The 20,622-nt window shown below is 67.8% G+C and carries 21 protein-coding genes and 1 tRNA gene; 10 read left to right on the plus strand and 12 right to left on the minus strand.

Translation table 11 applies throughout. The features are described 5' to 3' along the window. Nucleotides 1-169: 169 nt before the first annotated feature. Both D5084_RS00575 and D5084_RS00580 read right to left on the minus strand, forming a co-directional pair. A complete protein-coding gene (locus D5084_RS00575) occupies nt 170-1,831 on the minus strand; it encodes an amidohydrolase (protein ID WP_128513578.1) in 1,662 nt (553 codons plus the stop codon). Nucleotides 1,832-1,900: 69 nt separating this feature from the next. Then, nucleotides 1,901-2,866 carry an agmatinase gene (locus D5084_RS00580; RefSeq protein ID WP_128513579.1) on the minus strand — a complete coding sequence of 322 codons (966 nt, stop codon included), beginning with the start codon at nt 2,864-2,866 and terminating at the stop codon, nt 1,901-1,903. 164 nt (nt 2,867-3,030) lie between these two features. Between D5084_RS00580 and D5084_RS00585 the strand changes: the two genes are divergently transcribed. Both D5084_RS00585 and D5084_RS00590 read left to right on the plus strand, forming a co-directional pair. Then, on the plus strand, nt 3,031-3,411 hold the full coding sequence (locus D5084_RS00585) for a bactofilin family protein (RefSeq protein WP_128513580.1): 381 nt from the start codon (nt 3,031-3,033) through the stop codon (nt 3,409-3,411). A 1-nt stretch (nt 3,412) separates the two neighbouring features. Further along, complete coding sequence (locus D5084_RS00590; RefSeq protein ID WP_128513581.1) at nt 3,413-4,183, plus strand: enoyl-CoA hydratase; 771 nt, start codon at nt 3,413-3,415, stop codon at nt 4,181-4,183. An 8-nt stretch (nt 4,184-4,191) separates the two neighbouring features. Here D5084_RS00590 and D5084_RS00595 read toward each other — a convergent pair whose 3' ends face one another. The 3 genes from D5084_RS00595 to ctaA form a co-directional block, all read right to left on the minus strand. After that, nucleotides 4,192-5,382: an MFS transporter gene (locus D5084_RS00595; protein ID WP_162302348.1), complete on the minus strand. Its 1,191-nt coding sequence runs from the start codon at nt 5,380-5,382 to the stop codon at nt 4,192-4,194. A 171-nt stretch (nt 5,383-5,553) separates the two neighbouring features. Next, complete coding sequence (locus D5084_RS00600) at nt 5,554-7,023, minus strand: carboxypeptidase M32 (RefSeq protein ID WP_128513583.1); 1,470 nt, start codon at nt 7,021-7,023, stop codon at nt 5,554-5,556. Further along, on the minus strand, nt 7,020-8,189 hold the full coding sequence (ctaA, locus tag D5084_RS00605; RefSeq protein WP_128513584.1) for a heme A synthase: 1,170 nt from the start codon (nt 8,187-8,189) through the stop codon (nt 7,020-7,022). Before ctaA ends, D5084_RS00600 begins: the two co-directional genes overlap by 4 nt. Before the next feature lie 140 nt (nt 8,190-8,329). Here ctaA and obgE point away from each other — a divergent pair, with 140 nt between their 5' ends. The 3 genes from obgE to D5084_RS00620 all read left to right on the plus strand — a co-directional run bounded on the left by obgE (nt 8,330) and on the right by D5084_RS00620 (nt 11,800). Then, complete coding sequence (obgE, locus tag D5084_RS00610; RefSeq protein ID WP_128513585.1) at nt 8,330-9,352, plus strand: GTPase ObgE; 1,023 nt, start codon at nt 8,330-8,332, stop codon at nt 9,350-9,352. Next, a complete protein-coding gene (gene proB, locus D5084_RS00615; RefSeq protein WP_162302349.1) occupies nt 9,340-10,464 on the plus strand; it encodes a glutamate 5-kinase in 1,125 nt (374 codons plus the stop codon). Before obgE ends, proB begins: the two co-directional genes overlap by 13 nt. 76 nt (nt 10,465-10,540) lie before the next feature. Further along, a complete protein-coding gene (locus D5084_RS00620; protein WP_128513586.1) occupies nt 10,541-11,800 on the plus strand; it encodes a glutamate-5-semialdehyde dehydrogenase in 1,260 nt (419 codons plus the stop codon). A 21-nt stretch (nt 11,801-11,821) separates the two neighbouring features. On the opposite strand, the gene D5084_RS00625 is transcribed toward D5084_RS00620, so the two are convergent. After that, nucleotides 11,822-12,418: a histidine phosphotransferase family protein gene (locus D5084_RS00625; protein ID WP_128513587.1), complete on the minus strand. Its 597-nt coding sequence runs from the start codon at nt 12,416-12,418 to the stop codon at nt 11,822-11,824. 26 nt (nt 12,419-12,444) lie between these two features. Here D5084_RS00625 and D5084_RS00630 point away from each other — a divergent pair, with 26 nt between their 5' ends. The 3 genes from D5084_RS00630 to olsA all read left to right on the plus strand — a co-directional run bounded on the left by D5084_RS00630 (nt 12,445) and on the right by olsA (nt 14,358). Then, nucleotides 12,445-12,627: a DUF3553 domain-containing protein gene (locus D5084_RS00630; RefSeq protein ID WP_128513588.1), complete on the plus strand. Its 183-nt coding sequence runs from the start codon at nt 12,445-12,447 to the stop codon at nt 12,625-12,627. Nucleotides 12,628-12,760: 133 nt separating this feature from the next. Next, complete coding sequence (gene olsB / locus D5084_RS00635; RefSeq protein ID WP_128513589.1) at nt 12,761-13,540, plus strand: L-ornithine N(alpha)-acyltransferase; 780 nt, start codon at nt 12,761-12,763, stop codon at nt 13,538-13,540. Continuing rightward, entirely contained in the window at nt 13,537-14,358 is an 822-nt protein-coding gene (olsA, locus tag D5084_RS00640) for a lyso-ornithine lipid O-acyltransferase (protein ID WP_128513590.1), read from the plus strand. The genes olsB and olsA overlap by 4 nt, the downstream gene beginning before the upstream one ends. Before the next feature lie 124 nt (nt 14,359-14,482). On the opposite strand, the gene D5084_RS00645 is transcribed toward olsA, so the two are convergent. Both D5084_RS00645 and D5084_RS00650 read right to left on the minus strand, forming a co-directional pair. Next, nucleotides 14,483-15,742, minus strand: coding sequence for a lytic murein transglycosylase (locus D5084_RS00645; RefSeq protein ID WP_435532651.1), 1,260 nt, complete (start codon nt 15,740-15,742; stop codon nt 14,483-14,485). A gap of 214 nt (nt 15,743-15,956) precedes the next feature. Beyond that, nucleotides 15,957-16,694, minus strand: a complete 738-nt coding sequence (locus tag D5084_RS00650) for an RNA methyltransferase (RefSeq protein ID WP_128513591.1) — start codon at nt 16,692-16,694, stop codon at nt 15,957-15,959. A 205-nt stretch (nt 16,695-16,899) separates the two neighbouring features. Between D5084_RS00650 and D5084_RS00655 the strand changes: the two genes are divergently transcribed. Continuing rightward, entirely contained in the window at nt 16,900-17,520 is a 621-nt protein-coding gene (locus tag D5084_RS00655; RefSeq protein WP_128513592.1) for a thiamine phosphate synthase, read from the plus strand. Nucleotides 17,521-17,627: 107 nt separating this feature from the next. Here the strand turns inward: D5084_RS00655 and D5084_RS00660 are convergent, their stop codons facing one another. The 4 genes from D5084_RS00660 to D5084_RS00675 form a co-directional block, all read right to left on the minus strand. After that, a complete protein-coding gene (locus tag D5084_RS00660; RefSeq protein WP_128513593.1) occupies nt 17,628-18,179 on the minus strand; it encodes a GNAT family N-acetyltransferase in 552 nt (183 codons plus the stop codon). Nucleotides 18,180-18,363: 184 nt separating this feature from the next. Continuing rightward, a complete protein-coding gene (gene rpmA / locus D5084_RS00665; RefSeq protein ID WP_128513594.1) occupies nt 18,364-18,633 on the minus strand; it encodes a 50S ribosomal protein L27 in 270 nt (89 codons plus the stop codon). Between the two features lie 6 nt (nt 18,634-18,639). Beyond that, a complete protein-coding gene (gene rplU, locus D5084_RS00670; protein ID WP_128513595.1) occupies nt 18,640-19,086 on the minus strand; it encodes a 50S ribosomal protein L21 in 447 nt (148 codons plus the stop codon). Nucleotides 19,087-19,282: 196 nt separating this feature from the next. Then, on the minus strand, nt 19,283-20,134 hold the full coding sequence (locus D5084_RS00675) for a DUF2059 domain-containing protein (protein WP_128513596.1): 852 nt from the start codon (nt 20,132-20,134) through the stop codon (nt 19,283-19,285). A 198-nt stretch (nt 20,135-20,332) separates the two neighbouring features. Here D5084_RS00675 and D5084_RS00680 point away from each other — a divergent pair. Then, nucleotides 20,333-20,422, plus strand: a tRNA-Ser gene (locus tag D5084_RS00680). Nucleotides 20,423-20,622: the final 200 nt, after the last annotated feature.

Genomic DNA, 20,622 nt, shown 5'->3' on the forward strand with positions numbered 1-20,622 from the left:
AGATTTTCCGAACCGTCGCTTCCGTTCCCGTCCGCTTCCGTCCGTCACCGTCGCCGTTCCGCTTCGGTGAGGCGGTATTTAGGCCCGGACTTCGGGGCCCGCAAGCGGAAAATGACAGGATGATGACGATTTTTTTGGAAACCGCATTTTCCTGCTTAAAATCAGTGTGTTAGTCCAGTCCGCCCGCCATGGAGAGCGGGTCGTGGGTCACCCTTCCCCCGGCGATCGTCAGCGCGATTCCCGTCTTGCCCAGCCGCTCGGGCGGAATCGCCTCGATATCGCCGTCGATCAGCACCAGATCGGCCGCCATCCCCGCCTTCAGCACCCCCGTCAGCCCCTCCATATGTGCGGCCCAGGCCCCGCCCGCCGTATAGGCGCGCAAGACCTCCATCAGGCCCACCCGCTCGTCCTGACAGCCCTCGTAAGGTTGCCGCGTCAGCGCCGCCTGGATGCCGCGCATGACGCTGACATCCGTCACCGGCCAGTCGCTGGCGAAAGCCAGCGGTGCGCCGTGGTCGGCCAGGGTCTTCGTCAGATAGGCATCCCGCCAGCGATCCCGATGGAAGACCTGCGCCATCGTGGACATCGGGAAATCCATCGCCCCCGGCGGATGCGGCGGCTGGACGCTGGCCGTGATCCCCAGCGCCCCCAGCCGCGGCACATCGGCCCGGTCGATCAGCTCGATATGCTCGATCCGATGCCGCAGGTCGGGCCGGCCCGCCGCCTCATAGCCGTCGATGGTCTGCCGCACCGCCCCGTCGCCGATGGCATGGACGGCGATCTGCAAATCGCGGGCCGAGATCGCGCGGCAGATCTCCTTGAACCGCTCCGCCTCGAACAGCGGCGCCCCGCGCTCGGTCGTTCCCGGATAGGGATGCAGCATATAGGCGGTGCGGCTGTCGACGACCCCGTCCATGAACATCTTGACGAAACCGCTCGTCACCCATTCGCCGGTGAATTCCGCCGCCATCGCTGACGCACGGTCCAGTTCCGACAGTTCCATATGCGGCTTGAAATGGAAGGGAACCTTGACCCGCGCGGTCAGGCGGCCCTCCTGCTCCATCTCCTTCAGCAGCACGCAGGTATAGCGGTTGCCGTCCATGTTCACCATGCTGGTGATCCCATGCATCGCGCAATGCGCCAGGCCCGCGGCCACCTTCTCCTTGTCCTTCGCCCGCTGCGCCGCGTCAGGCCAGGGGTCCGGCTCGCCCCCCGTCGCGATCCCCAGCTGCAAGTGCAGATCGCCGGTCAGCGCCAGCACCGGACTGAACGCCTCGAACTCCAGAAGCTCCCCCGTCGCCGTGCCGTCCGCGCCCATGACGACCACATGCCCCGCCGGCATCTTCGCCCCATGCAAGAGCCCCGCTGCCCTTAACGCCGCCGTATTGGCCCAGACCGTGTGGTGATCCGGCGCCATCATCGCGATGGGCCGGTCGGCAATCACCGCGTCCAGATCATGCCGCGTGACCGGATGGTCGAGGATCTCGTACGCCGCCCCCTGCGCCATCACCAGGGGCAAGCCGGGGTGCTTCGCCGCATAATCCCGGAAGAGCCGCGCCAGCTCCTCGAACCCGGACACCCCGCCCAGTTGCAGTTGCGACAGCTCATTGCCCCCCAGCACCAGATGCAGATGGCTCTCCACGAATCCCGGCAGCAGCGTCCGACCCCCGGCATCCACGACCCGCGTCGCAGGCCCCGCCAGCGCCTCCACCTCGGCCCGCCCCCCGACCGCCAGGATGCGCCCGCCCGCGAAGGCCACCGCCTCGGCCCGAGGGCGCGCCTCGTCCATCGTCAGGACCTTTGCATTGGTGATGATCGTCTCAGGCGCCATGCCAGCCTCTTCCTGCTTGCTCTTTTCCCAAATACTCCGGGGGTCCGGGGGCCGGCCCCCGGTCCGCCCTCAACCCCGCGCGACCCGCTCGGCCATGACGCAGAGCATTTCGAACATCAGGCTGATCCCCAGCCAGGCCGTGCCCCCCGACTGATCGAACGGCGGCGAGACCTCCACCAGATCCGCCCCCACCATATCCAGCCCTCGCAGCGCCCGTGCCACCTGCAGGGCCTGCCACGATGTCGGCCCGCCCACCTCGGGCGTCCCCGTGCCGGGCGCAAAGGTCGGGTCCACGAAGTCGACGTCATAACTCACATAGACCGGCCCCGCCCCCACGATCTCCCGCGCCTCGGCCATCACATCCTCCGGCCCTCGGGCGTGGAACTCGGCGATGGGGATGATCCTGATCCCGTTGGCCTCGGCAAAGTCCCGGTCCTCGCGCCCGTAAGCCGTGCCCCGGATGCCGATCAGGACATAGCGCGAAGGCTCGATCAACCCCTCCTCCACCGCCCGGCGGAACGGTGTCCCGTGATTATACCGCGAGGTGCCGAAATAGACGTCGTTCAGGTCGGTATGGCTGTCGAACTGGATCAACCCCACGGGCCGGGCCTTGGCCACCGCCCGCAGGATCGGCAAGCTGCACAGATGATCCCCGCCCCCCGTCAAGGGCCGGATCCCCGCCGCCACGACCTTCGAGTAGAACGCCTCCATCCGCGCCATCGACTCCATCAGGTCGCCCGGATTGGGCGCCACGTCCCCCAGATCGGCACAGCGCGCCAGGTCGAACGGAGCCACCCAGGTCGCCCCGTTCACCGCCCGGATCATCGTGGACAGGTCGCGCAACTGCCGCGGGCCGTGCCGCGGCCCCGGCCGGTTCGTCGTGCCCCCGTCCCAGGGCGCACCGATCAGCCCGATCTGCACCTCGCCAAACCTCGGATGATCGAACGGCACATGCGGCAGCCGCATGAAGGTCGGCACCCCGGCAAAGCGCGGCAGGTCGAACCCGCTGACCGGCTGGAAGAACGTGTCCCGCATCGTCATCCCCTGATTCCCCGGCCATCTGACCAAACCGGCCCCGCCTTGTCAGTGCCGATTGCGACCTCGCCCCGGGGAAACCTGCCACAGGACCAACGCGGCCCTTGACCCGACAACCGTGATCCTTCCTTATCAGGCCAACCCCTTTCCCGAGGAAGCCGCGCATGTTCTCCAAGACCTCCGATCCGACCTCTGCCCCTCCGGTCTCGCGCCCCACCGCCCCCGGCTCGAATTCGGCACGCTCGGTTCTGGGCGCCGATCTGAAGATCACCGGGGAAATCTCCTCGACCGGCTGGGTCGAGGTTCTGGGCGAGATCGACGGCAACATCACCGCCAACGGGCTGATGATCGGCCAGGAAGGCCGCGTCAAAGGCTCGGTCAACGCCCACACGGTCGAGGTGAAGGGCAGGTTCGACGGCAAGGTCGCCTGCGAAAGCTTCACGCTGCGCGCCTCGTCGCAGGTCAAGGCCGACGTGACCACCGCCGCCCTAGTCATCGAAAGCGGCGCGCAGATCGAAGGCCGTTTCCTGAAACCCAAGGCCTGAGGTGAACGCCCGCCTGACCAGAACCGACGCGGAAGGCATCGCCACGGTCACGCTCGCCTCGCCCGGCACGCTGAACGCATTGTCCACCGCGATGCTTCAGGATCTTGCCGCGACCTTCGGCCGGATCGCCGCCGACGACAGCGTCCGCGTCGTGATCCTGGCCGCCGAGGGCAAGGCCTTCTCCGCCGGGCATGACCTGAAAGAGATGCAGTCCTACCGCTCGGCCCCCGATGGCGGCCGCGCGCAGTTCCAGGCGCTGTTCGACCGCTGCTCGGCCCTGATGCAGCAGATCAGTGCCCTGCCCCAGCCGGTCATCGCCCAGGTCCAGGGCGTCGCCGCCGCCGCCGGTTGCCAGCTGGCCTGCACCTGCGACCTGATCGTGGCGTCCGAGACCAGCCGCTTCGGCGTCAACGGCATCAACCTCGGCCTCTTCTGCTCCACGCCCGCCGTGGCGCTCTCCCGCCGCCTCGCCCCCGGCGCGGCGTTCGAGCTTCTGACCACGGGCGATTTCCTCTCCGCCCCCCGCGCCCATGCGCTGGGTGTGGTGAACCGCCTCTCCCCGCCCGACCGGCTGGCCGAGGACACGCGCGCCCTTGCCGCGCAGATCGCCGCCAAGGACCCCGCCGCGATCCGGCTGGGCAAGCGCGCCTTTCAGGCCCAGCTTGGCCTGCCGCTTGACCAGGCCTACCGCGTCGCGGGCGAAGCCATCGTCGAAAACGCCCTCCGCCCCGACACGGCTGCGGGCATTGCCGCCTTCCTCGACCGCCGGTAGACGCTGCCTCAGACCCCGTCCCTTCGGCGCAGAAGGACCAGCATCAGTCCCAGCCCGGTCGCCGCCAGCACCAGACAGGCCGCATAGACAAGCCCCGGCCCGCCCAGCGCCAGAAGCGCCGCGCCGACCGACGGCGCTGCGGCCGAGGCGAGGATCGGCGCCACCGCCACCGCGCCCGAGATCACTCCGAACCCCTCGCGCCCCAGCACTTCGGCGATCAGCACCGGTCGCAGGATCGACATGAGGCCTGCCCCGGCCCCCTGCGCCAGGGCGAAGGCAAAGATCAGGGGCCAGGCCACGCCCGCCAGGATCAGAAGCAGGCTTGCCAGCACCACTCCGCCCATCGACATGACCGTGGCCCGCCCCGTCGACAGCCGGGCCCCCGCCGCCAGAAGAACCAGCCGCCCCGCCACCTGCGCAGGCCCGATGCAGGCCGCCGCGATCGCTGCCAGGGTCGGATCGGCCCCCCGGTCTGCGAACAGCACCAGCACATAGGTCAGCAGCACTCCGTGGTTCAGGTAGACCGCCGTGAACCCGCCCGCGATGATCCAGAACGCGGGCTTCCGCAGCGCCGCCTGCAGCATTCCCGGCGTGGCCGAAGGCAGGACCGTTCCCGGCCGCTCCCGCCGCCGCAACTGCCGCACCGCAACCCGGTTCAGCGGAATGACCAGCACCATCAGCCCGGCAAAGGCGACCAGCGCGCCCTGCCCGCCCAGGACCTGCCCCAGCCAGTGGCCCAGCGGAAAGGCCAGCGTCCCGGCAAAGCCCGCCACCAGCGTCACCCGCGTGATCGCCGCCCGCGCGCCGTATCCCAAACGGCGGGTCAGGAAGGCGAAACAGGTCTCATAGAGGCTCCCCGCCTGCGCGACCCCGATGACCGCCCACAGGGCAAGCCAACCGGCCAGGCTTTCAACCAGCCCCAGCCCCGCCACCGCCAGCGCCATCATCCCCGGCAATACTGTCAGCATCTCGCCGCCCAGGCCCCGGTCGACCAGCCGCCCGGTGAACGGCGTCAGCCCTGCCATGACAAGGAAGGCGAGCGTCGGCCCCAGTGCCAGAGTTCCCTTCGACCAGCCGGTCGCGGCCTCAAGATCCGGCAGCAGCGCCGGAAAGGAATAATAGCTGCCCGCATAGATCAGCGTCTGCCCGACCGCAAGCAGCCAGACCGCCGCCCCGCCCTTCTCCGTCGCGCCTGCCACTCCGCCCCCCATTCGACTTCGTCTCCCCGTCGGAAGGCCGCCTCGCGCGGAGGGGAAAGCTCACCGAGAGGCTCGAAGCATCACGTCTGTGGTTAAGATTTCCTGAACGCCCACGGCCAAGCCCTTGAAATCAAAGGCTTGGAAAAAGCGCCGCGCGCGGCGCGCGGGCCCTCAGACCCCGTAGATCGCCCCGAACTTGGCCTCCAGATAGTCCAGGAGCGGCCCCTCCGACGGCTCGAACCCGCAGGCCCGCCGCACGACATCCCGGGGCTCATGGAGGCCCCCATGCCGCTGCACCCGCTCCCGCAGCCACCCCGTCGCCGCCGACACGTCCCCACGCTCCATCTGTCCGTCCAGCCCCGGAATGTCCGCCCGCAGGGCCTTGACCAGACAGCCCGCATAGACGTTGCCCAGCGTGTAGGTCGGGAAATAGCCGAACAGCCCGCAGGACCAGTGCACGTCCTGCAACATCCCGTTCGAGGGCCGGTCCACCGCCACCCCGAAGTCCGCCCGGAAACGGTCGTTCCAGGCCGCCTCCAGATCCTCGACCTGCAAGTCCCCCCGGATCAGCGCCCGTTCCAGATCGAAGCGCATCATCACATGCAGGTTGTAGTGGACCTCATCCGCCTCGGTGCGGATATAGCCCGGATGCACCCGGTTCACCGCCTTGTAGAAGGCATCCGCATCCGGGATCCCGAAGTCTCCGAAGACCTCGCGCATCCGCCCGAACAGCCAGCCGGTGAAGGCCCGCGACCGCCCCAGCTGGTTCTCGTAGGACCGGCTCTGGCTCTCATGCACCCCCATCGACACGCCCTGCCCGATCGGCGTCAGCGCGTAGCCTGCGTCGATCCCCTGCTCATAGGCCGCGTGGCCGACCTCGTGGATCGTGGAATAGAAGCAGTTGAACGGGTCCGTCTCATTCACCCGCGTGGTGATCCGCACGTCATGGCCCGACCCCGAACTGAACGGATGCACAGCCAGGTCGATCCGACCGCGCGACCAGTCATAGCCGAAGACCGTTGCCAGCTCGCGGCTCAGCGCCAGCTGCGCCTCCTGCGGGAACACCCCCACGACGCCGCGCGGAGCCGCCGCGCCCAGCACCTTCTCGCGCAGCGCCACCAGCCGCGGCCGCATCGCATCGAACATCGCAGCGATGGCCGCCCCGGTCATCCCCGGCTCGTAGTCGTCCACCAGCGCGTCGTAAGGATCACCCCCCGCCGCCAGCGCCGCGCCCTCGGCCCGCTTCAGGTCCACCACCTTGCGCAATGTCGGCAGAAACCCCGCCACATCCTCGCGCGACCGGCACTCGGCCCAGACGCCCTGCGCCAGCGACATCGTCGCCGCGATCTCTTCGGCCAGCTTCGCCGGAACCTTCATCGTCCGCGCATAGGACCGCCGGATCAGCCGCAACTGCGCCTCGCCCACCGCATCGGGGGCCTGCGCCGCCTCCAGCCAGCCCGCGATCCGCGGATCGGTGCGGCGGGCGTGCAGCACCGCCTCCAGCGCCCCGATCTCCTCGGCCCGCTGCGCCGCCGCACCCTCGGGCATCACCGTCTCCTGATCCCAGCCCAACCGCCCGGCGACCTGCGCCAGGGCCTCGGTCTGGCGCTGGAACGCCATCAGATCGTCGAACGCCGTCATGCTGTTCCTTCCCGGATCGACCCCGCCACGGGGTATTGCGAAAGATGCCGCGCCCGCAGGATCAGCACCCAGAGGATCACCGCGCCGATCTGGTGGGTGATCGCGACATGGACATGCGCCGCCGTCAGCACCGCCGCGATGCCCAGGGCCATCTGGACCACCAGCATCGCCATCACCTGATGGAAGGCGGTCCGCGTCGCCTGATAGCTGGACTGCCGCCCCCGCAGCCAGACCACGACGCCAAAGGCGAACAGCAGATAGCCGGACATCCGGTGGATGAACTGCACCAGACCGGGGTTCTCGAAGAAGGCGTGCCAGACCGGCAGGCTGCCGCCCTGCCCGTCCGGGACATAGAAGGCATCTGCCGGGAAGAATTGCCCGTTCATCGAGGGCCAGGTCGGGAAGGCGCGGCCCGCGTCGATTCCGGCCACCAGCGCACCAAGGATCACCTGCAGGAAAGCGAAATGCATCAGCCCGGTGGACAGGCCGAAGAGCTTCGCCTCGCGCCCGCGCCGCGCCGTCATCAGCTCGGCCTCGGACCGGCCCAGCAGGAACACATACCAGGCGATGAAGCCCAGGATCACGAAGGCCAGCCCCAGATGCGTGGCCAGCCGATAGGACGCGACATCCAGCATCTCGCCCTCCAGCCCCGACGAGACCATCCACCAGCCGATCGCCCCCTGCGCGCCGCCCAGCGCGCCCAGAAGCAACAGCCGCCCGGTCCAGCCCGGCGGGATCTGCCTCGCCAGGGCAAAGCCCACGAAGCCCAGCAGCCAGACCAGCCCGATCACCCGGCCCAACTGGCGATGGCCCCATTCCCACCAGTAGATGGTCTTGAAGGCTTCAAGGCTCATCCCCTTGTTCTGCAACTGGTATTCCGGGATGGCCCGGTATTTCTCGAACTCGCTGGCCCAGGTGGCCTCATCCATCGGCGGCAGCGCGCCCGTGACGGGCTTCCATTCGGTGATCGACAGCCCGCTGTCCGTCAGCCGGGTCAACCCGCCCACCGCGATCATGGTGGCGACCAGCAGGAACAGCGTCACCAGCCACAGCCGGATGCCGCGCCGCGCGCCCCTTGGCCGGGCGTCGATCCCGCCGCTTGCTGGCGTGATGGCAGCCTTCTGCTCTGCCCCGACCTCTTCGAATATGCTGCGCTTGGTGGCCATCCGCTGAACCCTTTCGTCTCGGCCCGGACACTAGGCCCCCCCACCCCGGCCTTCAAGGCCCTGCGGCAAACCGGCCGCGGCTTGAGCATCCGCCCCGCTTCCTGTATCCCCGCCCTTTGACCCTGCCCGAAAGCACCGCCATGAAGTTCCTCGACCTTGCCAAAGTCTACATCCGCTCCGGCGGCGGCGGGGCGGGCTGCGTGTCCTTCCGGCGCGAGAAGTTCATCGAGTTCGGCGGCCCCGACGGCGGCGACGGCGGTCATGGCGGGTCAGTCTGGGCCGAGGCGGTCGAGGGGCTGAACACCCTGATCGACTACCGCTATCAGCAGCATTTCTTCGCCAAGTCCGGCCAGCCCGGCATGGGAAACCAGAAGACCGGCAAGTCGGGCGAGGACATTGTCCTCAAGGTCCCGCTCGGCACCGAGATTCTCGACGAGGACGAGGAAACCGTGATCGCCGACCTCACGGAACCGGGCCAGCGCGTCTGCCTCGCCGAAGGCGGCAACGGCGGCTGGGGCAACCTGCGCTTCAAGTCCTCGACCAACCGGGCGCCCGCCCGGGCCAATCCCGGCCAGCCGGGGGTCGAGCGCACCATCTGGCTGCGGCTGAAGCTGATTGCCGACGCAGGGTTGGTCGGTCTGCCGAATGCGGGCAAATCCACCTTCCTCGCCGCCGTGTCGAACGCCCGGCCCAAGATCGCCGATTACCCCTTCACCACCCTCGTGCCGAACCTCGGGGTCGTTGGCATCGACGGGCACGAATTCGTCATGGCCGACATTCCCGGCCTGATCGAAGGGGCCAGCGAGGGCAGGGGCCTCGGCACCCAGTTCCTCGCCCATGTCGAACGCTGCAAGGTGCTTCTCCACCTCGTCGACGGCACGTCCCCGACGATCACGAAGGATTACAAGACCATCGTCACGGAACTTGAAGCCTATTCCGAAGTCCTTGGCGACAAGCCCCGGATCGTCGCGCTGAACAAGGTGGATGCGATGGACGCGCGTCAGATCACCGACCGCCGCCGCGCGCTGGAGAAGGCGAGCGGAGGCCCGGTCCACGTCATCTCCGGCGTCTCCGGCAAGGGCCTGCCCGAGGTCCTGCGCGCGCTTTACGCCACCATCACGGCGGAGGCCCCGGTGCAGGAGGCCACGCCGTGGCAACCTTGACGCTGACCGCGCCCGACATCCGCACGGCGAAACGGCTGGTCGTCAAGATCGGCTCGGCGCTTCTGGTGGACCGCCGCACGGGCCTGAAACAGAACTGGCTCTCTGCCCTTGCCCTCGACGTGGCCGAGGCCAAGACGCGCGGCACCGACGTGGTTCTCGTCTCCTCCGGCTCCATCGCCCTTGGCCGCAAGGTCCTGGGCCTGCCCGACGGCGTCCTGACGCTGGAACAGAGCCAGGCCGCCGCCGCCGTCGGCCAGATCCGGCTGGCCCGCGCCTACGAGGAAGTGCTCGCCCCCCATGGCATCACCACCGCGCAGGTGCTGGTCACGCTGGAGGACACCGAGGACCGCCGCCGCTATCTGAACAGCCGCGCGACGATGGAGACGCTTCTCGGGCTCGGCGTCGTGCCGATCGTGAACGAGAACGACACGGTGGCGACCGACGAGATCCGCTTCGGCGACAACGACCGGCTGGCCGCGCAGATCGCGGTGACGGTGGGGGCGGACCAGCTGATCCTGCTGTCGGATGTGGACGGCTTCTACACCGCGAACCCGAAAGAGGACGCCAGCGCCACCCGGTTCGACGTGGTGGACAGGATCACGCCCGAGATCGAGGCGATGGCGGGCGACCCGATCTCGGGCCTCTCCAAGGGCGGGATGAAGACGAAACTCCTCGCCGCGAAAACCGCCGTCGCGGGCGGCTGCGCAATGGCGATCATGGAAGGCTCCACCCTGCGCCCCCTCAAGGCTCTGGCCGAAGGGGCGACGCGCACCTGGTTCGTCCCCTCCGCCGACCCTCACGTCGCGCGGAAACGCTGGATCAATGCGATGAAGCCGAAAGGCGAGCTGGTGCTGGACGCGGGCGCCGTGACCGCCCTGCGCGCGGGCAAAAGCCTGCTTCCGGCGGGTGTTACCAAAGTGACGGGCAGCTTCGGGCGCGGCGAGCCGGTGGCGATCCTGTCGCCCGAGGGCGTGGTTCTCGGCAAGGGTCTCGTGCGCTATACTTCCGCCGAGGCCCGCAAGATCGCCGGGCATCGGTCGGGCGAGATCGAGGCGATCCTCGGCTACCAGGGCCGCGCGGCGCTGGTACACAGGGACGATATGGTGGTCTAGGGGGCCCAAATTCCTTCGAAGGAATTCGCAAAAGTTTTCGAAAACTTTTGCCCCCCAGTTGAAACGGAGCGAGACGATGGACGGCCAATTCACCGACCTGATGACCGAGATCGGCACCAAGGCCCGTGCGGCCGCCGCCGAGCTGGCCTGCGCCTCCTCCGAACGCAAGGCCGCCGCGCTGATCGCCGCCGCCGATGCCGTCTGGCGCCGCCGTCAGGAAATCTTCGACGCCAATACGCTTGACCTCGACGCCGCCGACCAGCGCGGCATCACGCCGGCGATGCGCGACCGGCTGCGGCTGGACGACAGTCGCCTGCGCGGGATCGTCGATGCGCTGCGCCAGATCGCCGAACAGAAGGACCCGGTGGGCCGCATCCTTGCCGAATGGGACCGCCCCAATGGCCTGCACATCCAGCGCGTTGCCACCCCCCTGGGCGTCGTCGGCGTGATCTACGAATCCCGCCCGAACGTCACCGCCGACGCAGGCGCGCTCTGCCTCAAATCCGGCAACGCCGTCATCCTGCGCGGCGGATCGGAAAGTTTCGAGACGTCGGAGGCGATCCATTCCTGCATGCTCGACGGGTTGAAATCCGCCAATCTTCCGCCTGCCGCGATCCAGTTCGTCCCCACCCGCGACCGCGAGATGGTGACGGCCATGCTCCAGGCCACGCAATGGATCGACGTGATCGTCCCCCGGGGCGGCAAGGGCCTTGTCGGCCTTGTGCAGCGCGAGGCGCGCGTCCCGGTCTTTGCGCATCTCGAAGGCATCTGCCACGTCTATGCCGACCGCGACGCCGACCTGGAAAAGGCCCGTCGCGTGGTGCTGAACGCCAAGACCCGCCGCACCGGCATCTGCGGCGCGGCCGAGTGCCTGCTGATCGACTGGCAGTTCTACACCAGACACGGCGGCGTGCTGATCGAGGACCTGCTGAAAGCCGGCGTCGAAGTCCGCACCGAAGGCGAGCTGCTGAAGATCCCCGGCACGAAACGCGCCGCGCCGGATGATTTCGGACGCGAATTCCTCGACATGATCATCGCGGCGAAACTGGTGGACGGGGTGGACGAGGCCATCGCCCATATCCGCAGATACGGCAGCCAGCACACCGAGGCGATCCTGACCGAGAACGACGCCACCGCGCAGCGCTTCTTCGACCGGCTCGACAGCGCCATCCTGATGCGCAACGCCTCGACCCAGTTCGCCGACGGGGGCGAGTTCGGCATGGGTGCCGAAATCGGCATCGCCACGGGCAAGATGCACGCCAGGGGTCCCGTGGGGGCCGAGCAACTGTGCAGCTTCAAGTATCTGGTGACGGGCGACGGGACGGTCCGACCGTAAGGATCGGCGAAAGCGCGCGGCTCAGAAGGTCAGCCTGATCGTCTTCTCGCCGATGTCGGTCACCAGCCGCCGTCCCTGCCGGGCCAGTTCCTCGGGCACCAGCGCGAAATGCACCTGGTTCGCCCCGATCTCGGCCGGGGCGCGCGGCTCGGTCAGCACTTCCCACAGCGCGGGATCGACCTTCAGCCGAGGCGCCTCGGCCAGGACCTGCCAGCCGCTGTCCGACCGCGTCACGCTGATCTTGCCGCCATAGGCCAAGGCACTTTCCAGGCATTGCAAAAGCAGGAACGCCAGCCGCACCTCGCGGCGGGACAGGTCCGACGGGCTGGTCCAGGCATAGCCGATCCGCCCCCCGCGCCCCAGATCGCCGAGGATCGAGATCACCTCGGACCGCGCGATGCGCTGATCGCCGGAGGCCTGGCCAAAGCAGACGCGAAAGAACCGGATCCGCGCATTGGCATTGGCCACGCTTTCCGAAATCAGCGCCATTTCCGGCCGCGTCCCGCCCGGCTCCATCGCCAGAAGCTCCACCCCATTGCCGATGGCGCCGATCGGGCTGATAAGATCATGGCAGATGCGCGAGGCGATCAGGGCGGCGAGGTCGGGCTTGTCTTGCATCATGAAACCGGGCGAAAGGGCAGGATATGGCGGCACTTCTGGAACCGGGCATGCTGGTGCGACACCCGGATCAGGCGGATTGGGGTGTCGGTCAGGTGCAGTCGAACATCGACAACAAGGTGACGGTGAACTTTGAACACGCCGGAAAAGTCGTGATCGACAGCAAGCGGGTCTTCCTTCTGCCGGTGGCGGGGACTGCTCACCCATAGTGCGAATCCGGCAAGGAAACTCAACCGGGAATTGCTCTATCCCCGCAGGAACCGGCAAACGGTTGCATTGCCGCCCCCCCGTGGCTAAGTCAGTCCGGTCACAAGCCTGAAGCAAAGCCCCAGATCGCCGCGGATGTCCGTCGAACCTGCCCCCTATGCCGTCCGACTGGCCACCACGCCCGAGGACGTGACGGCCGCGCAGGCCTTGCGCTATCAGGTCTTCGTGCGCGAGCTTGGCGGTGACGGCCCGCTGGTCGACCATGACCGGGGATTGGAGCGCGACGACTTCGACCCGTATTTCGACCACCTGATCCTCGTCGACAGCCGCATCGACCCCGCCAGTCACGCCCATGTCATCGGCGCCTACCGCATCCTGCCCTCCGACCGCCGCGCCGCCGCAGGGCGGTTCTATTCCGAGACCGAGTTCGACCTGACCCCCCTCCTCGCCTCGGGCCGCAAGCTCCTGGAGCTCGGCCGGTCCTGCGTCCATGCCGATCATCGCGGCGGCACCGCGATGTTCCACCTCTGGAACGGGCTGGCCGAATATGTGCTCGACCGCGGGATCGAGGTGCTGTTCGGTGCCGCCTCCTTCCACGGCACCGACATCCCGGCCCTGGCCCAGCCGCTGGCCTATCTGCACCACAACCACCTTGCCCCGCCCGAGATGCGGGTCCGCGCCCTGCCCCCGCACCGGCAGGACATGGACCTGGTGCCGAAGGACCGGCTCGACCGCCGCGCCGCAATGGCGGCCACACCGGCGCTCATCAAGGCCTACCTGCGGCTCGGCGGCTTTGTCGGCGACGGGGCCTGGATCGACCGCGATTTCAACACCACCGATGTCTGCCTGGTGATGGACACCGGCCAGATGTCGGCCCGCCACCGCGAGTTCTACATCCGCAAGGCCGGATCATGACCACCTGGCAGGAGGTCCCGCCCCCTCCCCTGCGCATCACCCCCCTCGGCTGGCTGCGCGTGCTTTGGCGCGGCGCGCTGATCGGCGGCCTCACCTACGGCGGGCTTGTCGTTCTTCTTCTGATCCGCCTCGTCGAATGGCCCATGTGCGGTCAGTCGCGCCCCGTCACGCCCTACATCACCCGTTTCGTCTGCCGCTCCGCGCTGCGCCTGATGCGCCTGCCGCTTGTCGTCCACGGCACGCCCATGACCCGACCCGGAGCGATCGTGGCCAACCATTCCTCATGGCTCGACATTTTCGTGCTGAACGCGGCGCAGACCGTCTACTTCGTCGCCAAGGCCGAGGTCGCCGACTGGCCCGGCATCGGCTGGCTTGCCCGTGCGACCGGCACCATCTTCATCGCCCGCAAGGGGACCGAGGCGAAGAAACAGCAGCAGGTGCTGGAAAGCCGCCTGCAGGCCGGCCACAGGCTCCTGTTCTTCCCCGAAGGCACCTCGACCGACGCGATCCGCGTGCTGCCCTTCAAGTCCACCCTGTTCCAGGCCTTCTTCTCGCCCGCCCTCGAACGCACGATGCACATCCAGCCCGTCACCGTGGTCTTCCACGCCCCGGACGGCGAGGACCCGCGCCATTACGGCTGGTGGGGCGACATGGATTTCGCCAGCCATCTTGTGAAGACCCTGGCCACCCCCCGTCAGGGCCGGGTTGAAGTGTTCTTCCACCCCGAAGTGCCCGTCGACGCTTTTCCGGACCGCAAGTCCCTGTCGCAGCATTGCGAACGGGTGATCCGAACCGCCCATGTGAAGGCCGTGGCCTGAACCCTCCATCCGCGTCGATTTCCTGCTCATTTCCCGGAAACGCCTGCGAGGGACCTTCTCCCTCACCCGCAAGGCGCCGCGGCGAAAAGGCGCGCGGGGTGCAAGGCCGGGCAACCGCCTGACGTCAGCGCAGGCGCCGCAGCAGATCGAGGCTCGGCTCGCCCGTCACCGGAACCCCGACACTCGCCTGCCAGGCGCTGATCGCGGCCTTGGTCTTCGCGCCGATCACCCCGTCCGTGCCGCCGGTATCGAACCCCTTCGCAGTCAGCAGCCGCTGCAACTCCTGCCGGTCGGCCTTCGTCAGGCCATTGGCATCCGGCCCGAACGACGCCAGCACCGGCCCGCGCCCCACCAGGCGGTCCGACAGGTGCCCGACCCCGATCGCGTAGTTCTGCGCATTGTTGTAGCGCAGGATGGTCGCAAAATTCTGCGTCAGCAGGAAATACGGGGCCCCGCCGCCGTTGCCGCCCGCGATGATCGACCCGCCCGCCAGGGCCCGCCCGTCCGCCGCGCGGACACCCAGCGCCTGCCACTCCGCCGCCGACTTGCCCTTGCCGCGACCCAGAAGCTCCGCATCGAAGCCGCCCGGCAGCGTGACCTCCATCCCCCAGGGCAGACCGCGCGTCCAGCCCGACTTCGCCAGATAGGCCGCTGTCGAAGCCAGCGCATCCGTAGGGTCCTCCGACCAGATGTCGCGCCGCCCGTCGCCGGTGAAATCCACCGCGAAGGCAAGGTAGCTGGTCGGGATGAACTGGGTATGCCCCATCGCGCCCGCCCAGCTGCCCGTCATCTGACCGGGCGACACATCCCCCGCCTGCAGGATCTTCAGCGCCGCGACCAGCTGCCCCTCGAAGAACTCAGCCCTGCGACCCTCATAGGCCAGCGTCGACAGGGCCGAGATAACCGGCACATTGCCCCGCCTTGTGCCGAAGAAACTCTCCAGCCCCCAGATCGCCGCGACGACATTGCCCTCGACGCCGTAACGGCTTTCGATGGCCGACAGGGTGCCGGCATATTGCGCGTATTTCTGGCGGCCGAGGCTCACCCGTTCGTCCGAGGCGGCGATGTTCAGGTAATCCTCCAGCGTCCGGGTGAATTCGGTCTGGTTGCGGTCCTTCTCGATCACTTCGGGGATGAAGCCCGCGCCCCGGAAGGCCGCGTCGATGGTGCCTTGGCTGATGCCGCGCCCCGCCGCCCGGCCCTTGAACCCCTCGACCCAGGCGTCCCAGCCTGCATCCGGCACGATCCGCGGCGCCGGATCCGGCGCACGAAATCCGACGCCACCTGAGCGGCCACCACTCACACAGGCCGACAGCAAGGCCGCCATCCCCAGCAACAGCGCGCCGCGCCGGGTGAAACCGTCTGAAAATGCCGTCTCCTGCATCGCGTCGCCTGCCATCTGCTCTTGTTGTCCCGCCATGATACAGGCGCGAGGCGCAAGGCCAAGACCGCAATCGTAAGGTGGGCAATATTGCCCACCCTACCCCTGCGCGAAGGGGTCAACCGGTCGGGAACGTGCCTAACCGTTCCTGAATGCCAAAAAGCAAGTCTTTGAAATCACTGATCTGGAAGGACTGTCCGCGCGTGGTCAGCCCACCTCAGTCACCCTGCTTCTTCAGCTTCCAGGCGATCTGCCGCAGCATCCCGTGGAAGGTCTGCACCTCGGCCCGGGTCAGCCCCAGCCGCCCCCACATGTTGCGCAGGTTGGCCTTCATCCCCTCCACCTTCGTCTCGGGAAAGAAGAACCCCGCCGCCTCCAGCCGCTCCTCGAAATGATCCGCCAGCCGGTCAACCTCCTCCCGGCTGGCAAACTCGGTCCGGGCCAGTTCCATGATGGAGGGAGGAACCGTGGCCCCCTGCCGCTGCCATTCATATCCCAGCAGCAGCACGCATTGCGCGAGGTTCAGCGAGGGGAAATCGGGGTTCACCGGCACGGTCACGATCGCATTGGCCCGGACGATGTCGTCGTTCTCCAGTCCCGCCCGTTCCGGCCCGAAGAGCACGCCCACCCGCTTGCCCTCTGCCCCCATCGCGCGGGCCATCTCCATCGCGCGTTCGGGGGTGACGACCTCCTTCACCAGCTCGCGCCCTCTTGCGGTGGTGGCGAAGACGAAATCGCAGTCGGCAATCGCCCCCGGCAGGTCCGCAAACAGCCCCGCGTGATCCAGGAGCCGCCCCGCGCCCGAGGCCATCGCCACCGCCTTCGGGTTCGGCCAGCCATCGCGCGGCCCCACGACCCGCATCCGTTCAAGTCCGAAATTGAGCATGGCCCGCGCGGCGGCCCCGATGTTCTCGCCCATCTGCGGACGGACAAGGATGAAAACCGGAGGGATCATGCGCCACCTTTGCGAAAGCCTTGCCGCCAGATAGGCCAGCCCCCGTCGACTGACAAGAAGAGCCGCCGATGGCCCGGTCAAGGCTGACGCCCTTCGCGGCGCGCCTCCACCCATGGTGCCTGCCGCGGCTCGGGCCCTGCCCCCCGGTAGCCAAGCCCGCAAAACGCTGATAGACGGGCCGGAAACCTGACGCCCGGAGCCCGAAATGGCCGCAGACGACCGCCCGCAGATCACCCTCATCACCCCCCCGACCTTCGATGCCGAAACCTTCTCTGACCGGATCGGTCGCATCCTTGACGGGACCGAGATCGCCTGCCTGCGGCTGTCGCTCGGCACCCGCGACGAGGACATCCTGATGCGCGCCGCCGATGCCGCGCGCGAGGCGGCCCATGCCCGCGACGTTGCCGTGGTGATCGACAACCACCTGATCCTGGCCGAGCGCCTGGGCCTTGACGGGGTCCACCTGACCGACGGGGCGCGGACTGTGCGCAAGGCCCGCAAGGACCTGGGCGCCGATGCCATCGTGGGCGCCTTCTGCGGTGCATCGAAACATGACGGGATGACGGCCGGCGAGGCCGGGGCGGATTACGTCAGTTTCGGCCCGATCGGCGCCACCGCTCTGGGCGACGGCAGCCAGGCCCCGTTCGAGCTTTTCGAATGGTGGTCCGAAGTGATCGAGGTGCCGATCGTCGCCGAGGGCGCGCTGACCGCCGAACTGGTGGCCAGGTTCGGCCCCGTGACCGATTTCTTCGCCGTGGGCGAAGAGATCTGGTCAGCCGAGGACCCTCTCGCAGCCCTCAAGGCCCTGATCGCACCACTCGGCTGATCCCGCTCGCCGTCAGTCCGACCACCAGATACGGCAGATCGGCCCCCGAATGGCCTGACGTCATCACCCCCGGCGCTGTCCGGCGGCGACAGGCAAGAGCCGATGCCCTAGTCCAGCTTGCGGATATAGGTCCAGGTCGGGACGTTCACCCCGCGCGCGACCGAGAAGCTTTCGGCGTCGCCCAGGTACTGGAAGCCCGCATTCGTCAGAACCCGCGCCGAGCCCGGATTGTCCTGGAACACCTCGGCGAACATGGTGCAGTTCTTCTGCGGGTTGGCCGTCACCAGCGCCTGCACGGCGGCCGAGGCGATGCCATGGTTCCAGAAGGCGGGGGCCACCCAGAACGCCACCTCGGACTGGTTGCGGTCCATCTTCTTCAGGCTGATGACCCCCAGCACCTCGGGCAGGCCCGACCGGGTACCATCCATGACCCAGATGTCCTCATCGCCGCCGAAGGTCATCGCGCGGGCGCAGAAAGCCTCGGCCGCGCCAGGCGGCAGGGGATGGGGAATGCCCTGGGTCGCTTCGGCCACACGCCTGTCACCGGCATAGAGCGCAAACAGCCCTGCATCGGACTTTCGCACCGGGCGCAAGGTGAAACGGTCGGTCACGATCTCGACCGGGGGGACGGGGGCGGTGGCGATCTTCTCCAGTATCATGGCTTCCCTCCTTTGAAGCACATGTGGGGATTGTCGGTTGCCCGTGCAATCGCCCGAATGTTTGGCCCTTTCGGGGTGAGGTCGTGACGCCCTGCCACAATCTCTGCGTGAGGCCCCGGAAACGAGAAAGGGGACCGGCCCTTCGGCCGATCCCCCATCTACAATCCGATTGTAAAGGTTCGGCTTACTCGGCTGCCTCCTGGACGGGGAGCACCGAAATGAAAGTGCGGCCCTTGAGACCTTTCTTGAAGGTCACGCGGCCCTCGACCATCGCAAAGATGGTGTGATCGGTGCCCATGCCGACGCCTTCGCCCGGGAACCACTGGGTCCCGCGCTGACGGCAGATGATGTTGCCCGGAATGGCATGCTGGCCGCCGAACAGTTTCACGCCAAGGCGACGACCGGCCGAGTCGCGGCCGTTGCGGGACGAACCGCCTGCTTTCTTGTGTGCCATGGGGTGTTACTCCTGCGCTGCAGCGGCCTTGGCGGCGCGCTTCGGTTTCTCGGCCTTCTCGGCGGGCTTGGCCGCACCGGGGGCTTCGTGGGCGGCGCGGCGGGCGGCAACGGTGCCGATCGCGGCCTTCACGCCGGTCTTTTCGGCGCCCTTCTCCAGCACCTCGGTCACGCGGACCAGCGTCAGGTGCTGACGATGGCCCTTGGTGCGCTGGGAGGAATGCTTCCGGCGGCGCTTGACATAGTGGATGGTCTTTTCGCTCTTGATCTGGTCGATGACCTCGGCCTGGACGGCCGCGCCCTTGACCATCGGCGCACCCACGGTGGTGCCGACCATCAGGATGTCGTTGAACTGGATCTTTTCGCCAGCGACGGCATCAAGCTTTTCAACGCGCAGAACGTCACCCGCCTGCACCTTGTACTGCTTGCCGCCGGTCTTGAGGACCGCAAACATGGGTCTTTCCTTCCATTGCTCCGCGCCCTGTGGCCCCCCTCACGGGTGTTTCGGACCGCCTCTCGAAAGATTTGGCCCGCCTCGGACAGCGCGCCCTTGCGGGCGTCATGAATATGTGAACCCGGGCCAGGAGTCGCCTCCGGATCCGGGATGCGCGCTTATGCGGTGAAGCAGGTCAAGTGTCAAGCGCCCTGCATCAGATATCGCGGCCCTGCATCGCCTGCCCTGCAGCCCGGCCGAGATCGTGGGAAACCTGCCGGAAGACCCGGTCGAAGGCGGTGAACAGGGCCGCGTTCAGCCGCTGTCCGGCCGGGCTTTCCCAGAAGGCGATGTAGGCCTCCATCTCGTCCTTGCTCAGGGGCGCATAGGCGAGGCCGAGATAGGCGTAAAGCCAGGTCGAGGTGTCCGCGCGGATCTGGTCTTCCTGCCCCCAGATGTCGGACAGGATCTGGTCTTCGGGCATGTCCGGGCCGTAGGCTCCGGTCCCGGCGATGCCGGTCATGAAGGCAAGGTTGCCCGACATCGACCCGGCCACGTTCATCTCCAGCAGATCGGCCGCCTCGATCATCCGGCGAATCTGGGCGACCTTGGGGTCACGCGCCGCCGCCGCGTCATCGGCCGCGACCCGAGCGGCCTCTTCCGCTGCGGTGTCCAGAAACGCCCGGCGCGCCTCGATCTCCAGCCCGACGATCTTGCGGCCGAGGTCCGAGCCGAAGAAAGCCACGATCGCGTCGACGGTTTCGGGGTCGGCGCCCAGCTGCTCGGTCAGGGCGGCGTCGAAGCCCGCGCGCAGTCGGCCCGTGTCGTAAATGGCAGAGACGGCATCCTTCCACGCCGCACCGCCGCCCGAGGGGAACATGTCCGCTTCAAGCGTGGTGCCATGAGCCAGACCTTCGTCCCGCAGCACGGCGAACAGGGCATCAAGTTGCAGGACCTCGCCCAGCTTGTCCGCCGCAACCTCGGTCGTCGCCCTGTCTGCAACGGTCTCGGCCGCGAGCGGTGTTGCGATGGCAAGGACGGCGGCAAGGACAAGACGGGACAGAAGCATGGGCGGCGATCCGGAAATGGCGGACCCTTTGCCCGCCCGCCCAGAGGTAGCCCCTTCGCCGGGCCTTGCCAAGGCTCGCCCCCCGCAACTGCCCGTGATCCCGGCACTCTGCGCCCTGCAGGGAAACCGCCGATTGCCCCTTGCGCATCGCGCGGCTCCCGGCTATCCACCGCGCCACATAGACGACCCCTGAAGCGCGGAGAGGTGACGGAGTGGTCGATCGTGGCGGTCTCGAAAACCGTTGTAGGTTTGCGCCTACCGTGGGTTCGAATCCCACCCTCTCCGCCACTTGCCCTCGCGAAAGCGTTCTCCCGATCCGGCTGCGGCGGGATTTTTCCGTTGTTTTCGAGGGTTATGCGGGAGGGGCTGAGCACTGCCCCTGCCGCCAAGAGCCCCGAAAGCGGTCTCTCTGGACCGATATTCTCCGGACCTGTTGCCTGCGCGGATTTGGTGAAGTTCTACAAGTCTCTGAAAATGGAGCTTTTTTT

The organism is Tabrizicola thermarum (assembly GCF_003574395.1).
GTDB lineage: Bacteria > Pseudomonadota > Alphaproteobacteria > Rhodobacterales > Rhodobacteraceae > Tabrizicola > Tabrizicola thermarum.

Coding starts and splice junctions, on each gene's coding strand:
- D5084_RS00630 (WP_128513588.1), top strand. CDS start 12,445: ATGGCGGCACTTCTGGAACCGGGCATGCTGGTGCGACACCCGGATCAG.
- D5084_RS00625 (WP_128513587.1), bottom strand. CDS start 12,418: ATGCAAGACAAGCCCGACCTCGCCGCCCTGATCGCCTCGCGCATCTGC.
- D5084_RS00580 (WP_128513579.1), bottom strand. CDS start 2,866: ATGCGGGACACGTTCTTCCAGCCGGTCAGCGGGTTCGACCTGCCGCGC.
- D5084_RS00650 (WP_128513591.1), bottom strand. CDS start 16,694: ATGATCCCTCCGGTTTTCATCCTTGTCCGTCCGCAGATGGGCGAGAAC.
- D5084_RS00645 (WP_435532651.1), bottom strand. CDS start 15,742: ATGCAGGAGACGGCATTTTCAGACGGTTTCACCCGGCGCGGCGCGCTG.
- D5084_RS00675 (WP_128513596.1), bottom strand. CDS start 20,134: ATGCTTCTGTCCCGTCTTGTCCTTGCCGCCGTCCTTGCCATCGCAACA.
- olsB (WP_128513589.1), top strand. CDS start 12,761: ATGTCCGTCGAACCTGCCCCCTATGCCGTCCGACTGGCCACCACGCCC.
- D5084_RS00655 (WP_128513592.1), top strand. CDS start 16,900: ATGGCCGCAGACGACCGCCCGCAGATCACCCTCATCACCCCCCCGACC.
- ctaA (WP_128513584.1), bottom strand. CDS start 8,189: ATGGCCACCAAGCGCAGCATATTCGAAGAGGTCGGGGCAGAGCAGAAG.
- rplU (WP_128513595.1), bottom strand. CDS start 19,086: ATGTTTGCGGTCCTCAAGACCGGCGGCAAGCAGTACAAGGTGCAGGCG.
- D5084_RS00600 (WP_128513583.1), bottom strand. CDS start 7,023: ATGACGGCGTTCGACGATCTGATGGCGTTCCAGCGCCAGACCGAGGCC.
- D5084_RS00585 (WP_128513580.1), top strand. CDS start 3,031: ATGTTCTCCAAGACCTCCGATCCGACCTCTGCCCCTCCGGTCTCGCGC.
- rpmA (WP_128513594.1), bottom strand. CDS start 18,633: ATGGCACACAAGAAAGCAGGCGGTTCGTCCCGCAACGGCCGCGACTCG.
- olsA (WP_128513590.1), top strand. CDS start 13,537: ATGACCACCTGGCAGGAGGTCCCGCCCCCTCCCCTGCGCATCACCCCC.
- D5084_RS00660 (WP_128513593.1), bottom strand. CDS start 18,179: ATGATACTGGAGAAGATCGCCACCGCCCCCGTCCCCCCGGTCGAGATC.
- D5084_RS00620 (WP_128513586.1), top strand. CDS start 10,541: ATGGACGGCCAATTCACCGACCTGATGACCGAGATCGGCACCAAGGCC.
- D5084_RS00575 (WP_128513578.1), bottom strand. CDS start 1,831: ATGGCGCCTGAGACGATCATCACCAATGCAAAGGTCCTGACGATGGAC.
- obgE (WP_128513585.1), top strand. CDS start 8,330: ATGAAGTTCCTCGACCTTGCCAAAGTCTACATCCGCTCCGGCGGCGGC.